The organism is Stenotrophomonas sp. NPDC077420 (genome assembly GCF_044543385.1).
Taxonomy (GTDB): domain Bacteria; phylum Pseudomonadota; class Gammaproteobacteria; order Xanthomonadales; family Xanthomonadaceae; genus Stenotrophomonas.
This window is the reverse complement of sequence record NZ_JBITVZ010000002.1, coordinates 141,039-150,102: the sequence shown is the minus strand read 5'-3', so window position 1 is coordinate 150,102 and position 9,064 is coordinate 141,039. Positions and strand designations below refer to the sequence as shown.

Genomic DNA, 9,064 nt, shown 5'->3' with positions numbered 1-9,064 from the left:
CGCGTCCTTGTACATAAGCAGCGCGCCGCGGGACAGCCGCGGCGCGGTAGGAAAACGGTGCTGGCGCCGGCTGGCATCCGTGGGAAGGGGCAGGGCTCAGCCGCCGCGGCGCAGACGCTCTTCGACGGCGAAGCATTCGTCCGGCTTGGGCTGCGGCGGGTTGAAGCTCACCGGCACCTGGATGGTGGTGGGCACGGCCTGTCCGGCGCGGGTGGCGGCCTTGAACTGCCAGCCTTCCACCGCCTTCTGCGCCTGCTCATCAAGCTGCGCGTTGCCGCTGCCGCTCACCCGCTGTACCTGGCCGGGCTTGCCGTCGGTACCCACCACCACCTTCAGCGTGGTGGTGCCGCCAATGCCTTGGCAGGCCAGCTCGATCGGGTACACCGGCGGCGGCGTCTTCACCGCAGCCACCTCGGTGGGGGCGGCGACCGGCGCCGCCGGCTCCGACGATCCACTGCACCCGGCAAGGCCCAGGGCAATCAACAGCGGTAGGGCCGCGCCCCGCGCGGCTGCATTCTGGATGTTCATGCCAATCCCTCCGTCAGGCCCGAAGCCTTCGCTGCACAGATGAAGTCGTTCTCGCTCAGGCCGCCCACGTCATGGGTGGAGAACCGCACCACGGCCCGGTCGTAGTGCACGCCCAGGTCCGGGTGGTGGTCTTCGGCATGGGCGATCCAGGCCAGGGCGTTCACGAACGCCATGGTCCGGTAGTAGTCCTTGAAGCGGAACGTACGGGTCAGCGCCTGGCCGTGTTCGGCCAGCTCCCAACCGGGAATCTGCGGCAGCAGCTCGGCCACCCGGGCTTCGCCCAGCTTGTGGTCGCTGCCCTTGCGGGCCACGCAACGGGCCTGCGCCAGGGGAATCAGGTCGGCCATGGAAACCTCCACCTCGTGTATGCCTGAACAATGCGCCGGACAGTGTATAAACCGAATGAGCGCATAACATGTAAGCCGCTAGAATAGCCGCATGATCCAGATCTCCGACACTGCCCAGACCTATTTCCGCAAACTCATCGAGCGCGAAGCCGTGCCCGGCATGGGCGTGCGCCTCAGCGCCGTCGACGCCGGCACGCCACGTGCCGACGCCCGCCTGGAGTTTGCCGAACCCGCCGACCTGCTCGGCGACGAATGGGCAGTGGACTGCGACGGCTTCACCCTGTACGTGGCCGCCACCAGCGTGGCCTGGATGGACGGGGCCGACATCGACATCGTCACCAACGCCACCGGCGGCCAGCAGCTCACGATCAAGGCGCCCAAGATCAAGGGCGAAGCGCCGGCGGACTCGGCGTCGCTGGTCGAACGCGTGCGTTGGGTGGTGGAAAATGAGGTCAATCCGCAGCTGGCTTCCCACGGCGGCAAGGTGGCGGTGCAGGAAGTGTCGGCCGAGGGCGTGGTACTGCTGCGCTTCGGCGGCGGCTGCCAGGGCTGCGGCATGGCCGACGTCACCCTCAAGCAGGGCATCGAGAAGACACTGATGGGGCGCGTCCCCGGCATCACCGCCGTGCGCGACGCGACCGACCATGACAGCGGGCACGCGCCGTACATTCCCCGCGGCACGGCTGCCTGATCGTCCTGCGTGACACTGCGCCGGGCTGACGAGATCCTCCAAGCGCTGCTGGCTCGGCAGCCGGAAAAACGCATCGTCGAAAAAACCACGGGCCTGCCCTATGGTTGGGGCCTGTGGCTGCGCGCGCTTACGCCATTGCCGCGCCCGTTCCGTTCGTCGGAGGTCATTGCGGAACTGATGCCGCGACCGCTGCCCGGGTCGCCGGGCCGCCTGCCCGCGCTGGGCACGGTGCAGGCGATGCGCCGGTTGCTGTGGCAGACCTGGGATCCGGCCCCGCGCGACCAGCGCTGGATGCGCTGGACCTCCGGCGTCATCAGCGTGCTGCTGCATCTGATGTTCGCCGCGCTGTTGCTGTGGGTGGCATTGATCCGCCCGCCCGTTCCGCCGGAGCAGGGCGGCGATGGTGGTCGCATCCAGGTGGAGTTCCTGGGCAGCGGCACGCCCCAGGACAGCGGCGGCGGCGAACCGGCGGCCGCTGCCGGCAGTGCGGCCGCCACCGCAGCGGCACCTGCAGCGGCGCGCCAGGCCACCTCGCAACCGCGTCCGCGCACGCCGCCGGCCGCCACGGCCCCGCAGCCGCCCGCGCCTGCGGAACCCGTCGCCAGTGTCGAGCCCACTCCCACGCCGCCGACGCCGGCGCCAACCCCGGTCGAACAACCGGTGCAGGCCACCGACGTGGCCGAGGCCACCACGGATTTCGTGGTACCGCCCACCAGCGTGCCGCGCACCGAGGTGCGGGTGATCCCGCGCGAGGCACCCGAGGTGCAGGTGCGCGAGCGCACCGTCGAGGTCGTGGAAGCCCCCACGCCGCCCGTGGTCGCGCCGGCCGTCCGGCCGCTGCAGCCGCAGCTGCGCACGCCCGAGCTGGTCGTGCGCGAGCGCGAGGTCACGGTGGTCAACGCGCCCACGCCACCGGTTCCCATTGCCGGCCCCCGCGTGGAGATTGCCGTGCCGCAGCGGGACGTGCAGGTACGTGAGCGCGAGATCGCGCCGGCACCGTCGGTGTCGGTCACGGTGGCCCCGGTGCCGCCGCGCGAGATCACCGTACCTGGGCGCAGCCCCGAGGTCAGCGTTCGCGAGCGCGCCGTGCCCAATGCAGCACCGCGCCCGGCCCCGGCAACCGCCACGCCGTCGACCGCCAGTTCCACCGCGTCCGCCACGCCGAGCCGGACCGCGGCCAGCACGGCCGCACCGAACCGCAGCACCGCCGCGACACCGGCAGCGGCGAACACACCGGCCGCCCGTCCGTCGCCCACGCCGGGCAACTGGGCGACCCCGGCACGCGGCGACGACTGGGGCGCCTCCAATCGCAACCGCGACGGCGAACGCAGTGGTGCGCAGGCCAGCCAAGGGACAGGGCGCACCGGCGATGGGTTGTTCAACGCGGACGGCAGCGTACGCGTGCCCGGGCAGGAGGGCAGTGGCGACAGCGAGCGCGGCGCGCCCGGTGGCGAGAACGACGGGTGGAGCCGCGAGCGCATCGCGCAGTCGGGCACCTGGCTCAAGCGCCCGCCGTACGATTACACGCCGACCTCGTTCGACAAATACTGGGCGCCGAACGAATCGCTGCTGGCCGAATGGGTGCGCAAGGGCATCAAGGCCGTGGAAATTCCCATTCCCGGCACCAGCTCGAAGATTTCCTGCGTGGTGTCGATCCTGCAATTCGGCGGCGGCTGCGGCCTGACCGACCCGAACATGCAGGACCAGCCGGCGGTGGCGCGCCCGCCGCCGGACGTGCCGTTCAAGAAGGAACTACAGGAAGACAACGGCAGCCGATGACGGTGGCGGGTAGCGCCGGCCGTTGGCCGGCCCTCCTGGTCGTCGGGTGGCCTCGCGTGGGCCGGCCAACGGCCGGCGCTACCGCGACCGCGTTGCAGCCGTTGAATCGTTCAATCGTTCAACGCGATGAACGCCCAGAACGGCACATCGTCTTCGCGCCACGTCTTGCTGGCGTCCTCCAGGACATCGAGGAACGTCTCGAAGTCCTTCGCCGCGTCCTCCTGCAACTGATCAGCATCACTGAAGAACAATGCATAGCCGTTGGCCTGCATCCACGAGAGGTCGCGCAGACAGTCCAGCAGGGCGTCCCAGTTGCCACCGAAGCTCTGCGGGAAGTCCAGCTGCGCGGCAACCCGTGCAATCAGCGTGCGCTTGTCGCGGCAGCCGCCCAGGTCGATCGTGGCCACGCGCAGGCCGGCATCGCGCATCGCGGCCGACAGCGGCCCGATGTCGTCATTGGTCACCGAATACACGCCGGCGTTGTTGATGTCGTCCAGACCCAGTTCGAATCCATCGTGGTTCATTGCCAGCTCCCGGCAGGTGGGACCTCGAAACTGCGGAAGGTTTCGTAATGGTCGTCGGTGTAGAACCAACCGGTCGGCGGAGTGCCGCCGGTCACGATGCGGCGTGCGCCGCGGTTGTCCGCGCCCGGCGTATCCACGGTGTATTCCCGGTAGTACCCGCGCGGCCGCTCGGGCAGGCGCTGCTCGCGGTTGCTGAAGACGCCGCCGTCCTGGCGGTGCGGGTAGGGGCCGCCGCGCTGGATCAGCGTGATGGTGGTGCGTGCTTCCGGTGGCAGGAAGGCGGGCAGGGGGTCATGCGTGCGCTGTGCGGCGGCGCCCGGATTGCCAGGTGCGTCGGCCGCCGGGGCGACGGCGTCGGGCTGGCTGAGCGACGGCGCGAAGTCCGGCGCCGGCGGGCGCTGGGCGAGTTTGATTGCGGCCAGGCCACCGATCAGGAGCACGATGGCGAGCAGCAACAGCAGGGGCTTGCGCATGGGGAAGGCTGTGGCGAGGGTGGGGTCTACTGTAATGCTTCTTCGATGCTTCTTCCGTGGGGATCGCCTGGTTGCCACGCAGGGCGTGGCACTACGCGCCTGTCGCAAGGCTCGTCCGCGTTTCGTCACCTGTGCGTAACGTGGGCTTTCCGCCGGAACGAAGTTTCCTTTACGTGGGCCTTGGTAAGCTTGGTGGCCATCCCCATCATCGACTTCGCAACGCCCGGTCTTCGCCGGGCGAGTGAGCTACCAGGAGATCCACATGGCCTATACCCTCCCCAAGCTGTCCTACGCGTACGACGCGCTTGAGCCGCATATCGACGCGGCGACGATGGAAATCCATCACACCAAGCACCACCAGACCTACATCAACAACGTCAACGCAGCGCTGGAAGGCACCGAATACGCCGACCTGCCGGTCGAAGAGCTGGTGAAGAAGCTCAAGTCGCTGCCGGAAAACCTGCAGGGCCCGGTCCGCAACAACGGTGGCGGCCACGCCAACCACTCGCTGTTCTGGACGGTGATGGCGCCCAGCGCTGGTGGCGCCCCGGTCGGCGACGTGGCCCAGGCCATCGACGCGCAGCTGGGCGGTTTCGACGCGTTTAAGGACGCCTTCACCAAGGCCGCGCTGACCCGCTTCGGCAGTGGCTGGGCCTGGCTGAGCGTCACCCCGGACAAGAAGCTGGTGGTGGAAAGCACCGGCAACCAGGACAGCCCGCTGATGGAAGGCAATACGCCGATCCTGGGCCTGGACGTGTGGGAGCACGCGTACTACCTGAAGTACCAGAACCGTCGCCCGGAGTACATCGGCGCGTTCTTCAACGTGGTTGACTGGAAGGAAGTCGAGCGCCGTTACCAGGACGCCATTGCCTGATTGCACGGGCAGGCTGGACATCGAAAAGGCCAGGCGGAAACGCCTGGCCTTTTCGTTTGTCGCACTACCGTGCCTGCGCGTCACCCTGCAGGCGCAGGGTCGCCAGGATGCCCAGGCGCATCGCGCCCAGGTCGGTGCCTTCCACGGCAGGCAGTTTCAGCGGCGTCAGGCCCTGCCCGGCGAAATGGCTGACCTGGAACAGCACATCCAGCCCATGGCCGCTGGCGATGCCGGCCAGCGAGGGCGGATCCACGCGTTCGCCAGGATTCTTGCGGGCCGGCTGGAAGCCGGGCGAACTGCGTACCAGTTCATCGGTATCGGCGGAAAAGTCCCCGGCGATCAGCGAGGGCAGGCCGTCGGAGGTCGCGCCGATCCAGGTCATCAGGTCGCTGGTCTGGTGCTGGCGCACCAGGGCTTCGTCGGGGTCCGGGCGCAGCCGTGCCACGTACACGTTGACCAGTTCCTCCTGCAGCTTCACCCGCAGCAGGCCGGCCGCACTGAACTGGCCCGGCGGATGGAGCAGGGTGACCCCGTCCTCGGCCACCGGCAGCCGGCTCAGCATGGCGCTGCCATGGCGCAGCGGCTGGCTGGGCGGATCGGCGGTGATGAAGTCGCAGCTGTAACGCAGCCGCGTGGCCAGCCAGCAGGCCGGGTTGCCGCCGCGGGTCTGGAGTACCCGGTGCACCGCGATCACGTCCGGTTGCAGGCCTTCCAGCACCTGCAGCAGCTGGTCGCGGCGCTGTTCCCACTGGGCGTCGTCGGCGACCGGCAGCTCCAGCGTCGCGATCTTCAGCAGGCGCGGCGGCGCCTCGCTCTGCCGGGCATCAGCCGACAGTGCGGGGGCGGTCAACATCAGGAGCAGGAGCCAGCCGTGCCAGTGTCCTGCGACAACCGTGGGGAGGAGGCGCATAACGATAAGTTTACGCTTGGGCCGTCGACGCGCCGTGACTTCGATCAAGGGTTTTCAGACGCCTGCCATTGCGCCGCGGACTTGTCACGTCCGGCCGCAGCGTGCGCGGCCGGGGTCCTTCCGGTAACCTTGCGGCCTTTGAACCCGCAGGACAGCCCCATAGAATGAGCACGACCGCAGCCGCCAGCGCTGGCAAGGGAAAGATGCCGCGCCAGATTCCGTACATCATCGGCAATGAGGCCTGCGAGCGTTTCAGCTTCTATGGGATGCGCAACATCCTGGTGCAGTTCCTGATCACCTCGCTGCTGCTGCAGGAGATCACCGCCGATGGCCGGGCCGGCGAGGCCAAGGACATCATGCACAGCTTCATGATCGGCGTGTATTTCTTCCCGCTGCTCGGCGGCTGGCTGGCCGACAAGTTCTTCGGCAAGTACCACACCATCCTCTGGTTCAGCCTGATCTACTGCGCCGGCCACGCCTGCCTGGCGCTGTTCGAGAACAGCCGCGAAGGCTTTTTCCTGGGCCTGGGCCTGATCGCGCTTGGCGCCGGCGGCATCAAGCCGCTGGTGGCCTCGTTCATGGGTGACCAGTTCGACCAGAGCAACAAGCACCTGGCCAAGATCGTGTTCGACGCGTTCTACTGGATCATCAACTTCGGCTCGCTGTTCGCCTCGCTGCTCATCCCGCTGGCGCTGAAGAACCTTGGCCCGCAGTGGGCGTTCGGCATTCCGGGCATCCTGATGTTCGTGGCCACCTTCGTGTTCTGGCTGGGGCGCAAGCGCTACGTGCTGGTGCCGCTGCCGCCCAAGGACCCGCATTCGTTCGGCAACGTGGTGCGGACCGCGCTGTCGGCACAGGTGCCGGGCAAGGGCCGTCCGGGCCGCACCCTGGCCATCCTCGGTGCGGTGCTGGCGGTGGCCTCGATGGGCCTGGTAGGCAGCCTGGGCATCGTGATCTGCCTGTGCATCGCGCTGGTGCTGGTGCTGGTCGGCGTGGGCGGCGGGACCTGGATCCAGCTCGACCGCGCCCGCGCCGTGCACCCGGCCGAGGCCGTGGAAGGCGTGCGTTCGGTGCTGCGCGTGCTGGTGATCTTCGCGCTGACCACCCCGTTCTTCTCGCTGTTCGACCAGAAGGCGTCGACTTGGGTGCTGCAGGGCCAGCAGATGGCCATGCCGTCGTGGTTCACGGCCTCGCAGATGCAGGCGTTGAACCCGCTGCTGGTGATGATCCTGATTCCGTTCAACAACCTGGTGCTGTACCCGACGCTGCGCCGGTTCGGCTTCGAGCCCACCGCGCTGCGCCGCATGACCGCCGGTATCGCCTTCAGCGGCCTGGCCTGGGTCGTGGTCGGCGGCATCCAGGTGATGATGGACGGCGGCAACGTCATGTCCATCTTCTGGCAGATGCTGCCGTACGCACTGCTCACCTTCGGTGAGGTGCTGGTTTCGGCCACCGGGCTGGAGTTCGCCTACAGCCAGGCGCCGCAGGCGATGAAGGGCGTGGTGATGAGTTTCTGGAATCTCACCACCACCATCGGCAACCTGTGGGTGCTGCTGTCCAACGCGGCGGTGCGCAACGACACGGTGACCCACCAGATCGCCAGTACCGGTCTCAGCGAAGCCGCGTTCCTGATGTTCTTCTTCGCCGGGTTCGCCTTTGTCGCCGCGTTGGCCTTCGGTTGGTATGCCAAGCGCTATCGTATGGTCGACAACTACCGCGCTGCCTGAGTACTGCCATGACCCCCGTGAATCTGCTGCTGATCGCCATTACCGCCCTGGTGTCGTGGATGGCGTTCAACAACCGTGCGCTGGCCGACCGCCTGATCCTGTGGCCGCCGGCGGTTGACCGCAAACGCCAGTACGACCGCCTGGTGACCTACGGGTTCATCCATGCCGACTGGTCGCACCTGATCTTCAACATGATCACGCTGTTCTTCTTCGGCGGGCAGATCGAGCGGGTCATGGCCAGCCTGACCGGCAGCTACCTGACGTATCCGGCGTTCTACCTGGGCGCACTGGTGGTGTCGATCCTGCCCAGCTACCTGAAGAACCAGAAGAACCCGAACTACATGAGCCTGGGGGCCTCGGGCGCGGTGTCGGCGGTACTGTTCGCCTTCATCCTGCTCAGCCCGTGGACCATCATCTTCGTGTTCTTCATCCCGGCGCCGGCGATCATCTATGCCGCGTTCTACGTCGGCTACAGCATCTGGATGGACCGCAGGGGCGGTGACCGCATCAACCACAGCGCGCACCTGGCCGGTGCCGCGTTCGGGGTGATCTTCATGCTGGCAATGCGCCCGGAGATCTTCGGGCACTTCCTGGCCGAGCTGGGCAACCCGCGCTTCAGCCTGGGCGGCTGAAGCGAAAAGCGGTCACGACCAACGGTCGTGACCTACCGGGGCGGCAAGACCAAGGTAGGTCACGACCGTGGGTCGTGACGCACCGGGGCAGCAAGACCAAGGTAGGTCACGACCGTTGGTCGTGACGCACCGGGGCAGCAAGACCAGGGTAGGTCACGACCGTTGGTCGTGACGCACCGGGGCAGCAAGACCAGGGTAGGTCACGACCGTGGGTCGTGACGCACCGGGGCAGCCGGTAAGCAGGACAGAGGTAGGTCACGACCGTTGGTCGTGACGCTCTCCATCACGCTGCGAAGCGCTGGTCGGTACCGTAGGTGCTGAGCAGGCGGGTGTAGACCTCATGGTCGATCAGGTCGAACTCCGACCCCTGGGTCTGGCCGTTCAACGCCAGCTGGAACAAGCCTTCCAGCAGCGAGCTGTCGGCGTCGCCGGGCTGGGTGACGTCGGGTGCATGGTCCATGTGACACTCCTTGGGACACGGATGGGGCGGTCAGGAGTCGCAAAAGCCGTGCCAGCTTTCGCCGCCTGTCCGTCATCCATATCGGCTTGAGTCGGGCGGACTTTAGCCGTGGCAGGCAA

11 protein-coding genes are annotated in these 9,064 nt (G+C 67.7%); 5 read left to right on the top strand and 6 right to left on the bottom strand.

Going from position 1 to position 9,064, the window contains the following annotated elements:
- Positions 1–96 precede the first annotated feature (96 nt).
- Positions 97–528, bottom strand: a complete 432-nt coding sequence (locus ACIGII_RS02710) for an energy transducer TonB (protein ID WP_399634929.1) — start codon at positions 526–528, stop codon at positions 97–99.
- Positions 525–875, bottom strand: a complete 351-nt coding sequence (locus ACIGII_RS02705) for a 4a-hydroxytetrahydrobiopterin dehydratase (protein ID WP_399634926.1) — start codon at positions 873–875, stop codon at positions 525–527. The genes ACIGII_RS02710 and ACIGII_RS02705 overlap by 4 nt, the downstream gene beginning before the upstream one ends.
- A gap of 91 nt (positions 876–966) precedes the next feature.
- Between ACIGII_RS02705 and ACIGII_RS02700 the strand changes: the two genes are divergently transcribed.
- Positions 967–1,566, top strand: coding sequence for an NfuA family Fe-S biogenesis protein (locus tag ACIGII_RS02700; protein ID WP_399634923.1), 600 nt, complete (start codon positions 967–969; stop codon positions 1,564–1,566).
- A gap of 9 nt (positions 1,567–1,575) precedes the next feature.
- Entirely contained in the window at positions 1,576–3,345 is a 1,770-nt protein-coding gene (locus ACIGII_RS02695) for a hypothetical protein (protein WP_399634921.1), read from the top strand.
- Positions 3,346–3,455: 110 nt separating this feature from the next.
- On the opposite strand, the gene ACIGII_RS02690 is transcribed toward ACIGII_RS02695, so the two are convergent.
- Both ACIGII_RS02690 and ACIGII_RS02685 read right to left on the bottom strand, forming a co-directional pair.
- Positions 3,456–3,869: a barstar family protein gene (locus tag ACIGII_RS02690; RefSeq protein ID WP_399634919.1), complete on the bottom strand. Its 414-nt coding sequence runs from the start codon at positions 3,867–3,869 to the stop codon at positions 3,456–3,458.
- Entirely contained in the window at positions 3,866–4,342 is a 477-nt protein-coding gene (locus ACIGII_RS02685) for a ribonuclease domain-containing protein (RefSeq protein WP_399634916.1), read from the bottom strand. Before ACIGII_RS02685 ends, ACIGII_RS02690 begins: the two co-directional genes overlap by 4 nt.
- Before the next feature lie 262 nt (positions 4,343–4,604).
- On the opposite strand from ACIGII_RS02685, the gene ACIGII_RS02680 reads away from it, so the two are divergent.
- Positions 4,605–5,216 (top strand): superoxide dismutase, encoded by a 612-nt coding sequence (locus tag ACIGII_RS02680; protein WP_399634913.1) that lies wholly within the window; start codon positions 4,605–4,607, stop codon positions 5,214–5,216.
- A 64-nt stretch (positions 5,217–5,280) separates the two neighbouring features.
- Here the strand turns inward: ACIGII_RS02680 and ACIGII_RS02675 are convergent, their stop codons facing one another.
- On the bottom strand, positions 5,281–6,069 hold the full coding sequence (locus ACIGII_RS02675; RefSeq protein ID WP_399634911.1) for an endonuclease/exonuclease/phosphatase family protein: 789 nt from the start codon (positions 6,067–6,069) through the stop codon (positions 5,281–5,283).
- A gap of 221 nt (positions 6,070–6,290) precedes the next feature.
- Between ACIGII_RS02675 and ACIGII_RS02670 the strand changes: the two genes are divergently transcribed.
- A complete protein-coding gene (locus ACIGII_RS02670) occupies positions 6,291–7,853 on the top strand; it encodes an oligopeptide:H+ symporter (RefSeq protein WP_399634908.1) in 1,563 nt (520 codons plus the stop codon).
- Positions 7,854–7,861: 8 nt separating this feature from the next.
- On the top strand, positions 7,862–8,485 hold the full coding sequence (locus ACIGII_RS02665; RefSeq protein ID WP_399634906.1) for a rhomboid family intramembrane serine protease: 624 nt from the start codon (positions 7,862–7,864) through the stop codon (positions 8,483–8,485).
- Positions 8,486–8,768: 283 nt separating this feature from the next.
- On the opposite strand, the gene ACIGII_RS02660 is transcribed toward ACIGII_RS02665, so the two are convergent.
- Positions 8,769–8,945, bottom strand: coding sequence for a hypothetical protein (locus ACIGII_RS02660; RefSeq protein ID WP_399634903.1), 177 nt, complete (start codon positions 8,943–8,945; stop codon positions 8,769–8,771).
- Positions 8,946–9,064 lie beyond the last annotated feature (119 nt).

What these genes read in the sequence shown, in the direction of transcription:
- ACIGII_RS02710 (WP_399634929.1), bottom strand. Translation starts at nt 528, where the DNA reads ATGAACATCCAGAATGCAGCCGCGCGGGGCGCGGCCCTACCGCTGTTG.
- ACIGII_RS02705 (WP_399634926.1), bottom strand. Translation starts at nt 875, where the DNA reads ATGGCCGACCTGATTCCCCTGGCGCAGGCCCGTTGCGTGGCCCGCAAG.
- ACIGII_RS02700 (WP_399634923.1), top strand. Translation starts at nt 967, where the DNA reads ATGATCCAGATCTCCGACACTGCCCAGACCTATTTCCGCAAACTCATC.
- ACIGII_RS02690 (WP_399634919.1), bottom strand. Translation starts at nt 3,869, where the DNA reads ATGAACCACGATGGATTCGAACTGGGTCTGGACGACATCAACAACGCC.
- ACIGII_RS02685 (WP_399634916.1), bottom strand. Translation starts at nt 4,342, where the DNA reads ATGCGCAAGCCCCTGCTGTTGCTGCTCGCCATCGTGCTCCTGATCGGT.
- ACIGII_RS02680 (WP_399634913.1), top strand. Translation starts at nt 4,605, where the DNA reads ATGGCCTATACCCTCCCCAAGCTGTCCTACGCGTACGACGCGCTTGAG.
- ACIGII_RS02675 (WP_399634911.1), bottom strand. Translation starts at nt 6,069, where the DNA reads ATGTTGACCGCCCCCGCACTGTCGGCTGATGCCCGGCAGAGCGAGGCG.
- ACIGII_RS02670 (WP_399634908.1), top strand. Translation starts at nt 6,291, where the DNA reads ATGAGCACGACCGCAGCCGCCAGCGCTGGCAAGGGAAAGATGCCGCGC.
- ACIGII_RS02665 (WP_399634906.1), top strand. Translation starts at nt 7,862, where the DNA reads ATGACCCCCGTGAATCTGCTGCTGATCGCCATTACCGCCCTGGTGTCG.
- ACIGII_RS02660 (WP_399634903.1), bottom strand. Translation starts at nt 8,945, where the DNA reads ATGGACCATGCACCCGACGTCACCCAGCCCGGCGACGCCGACAGCTCG.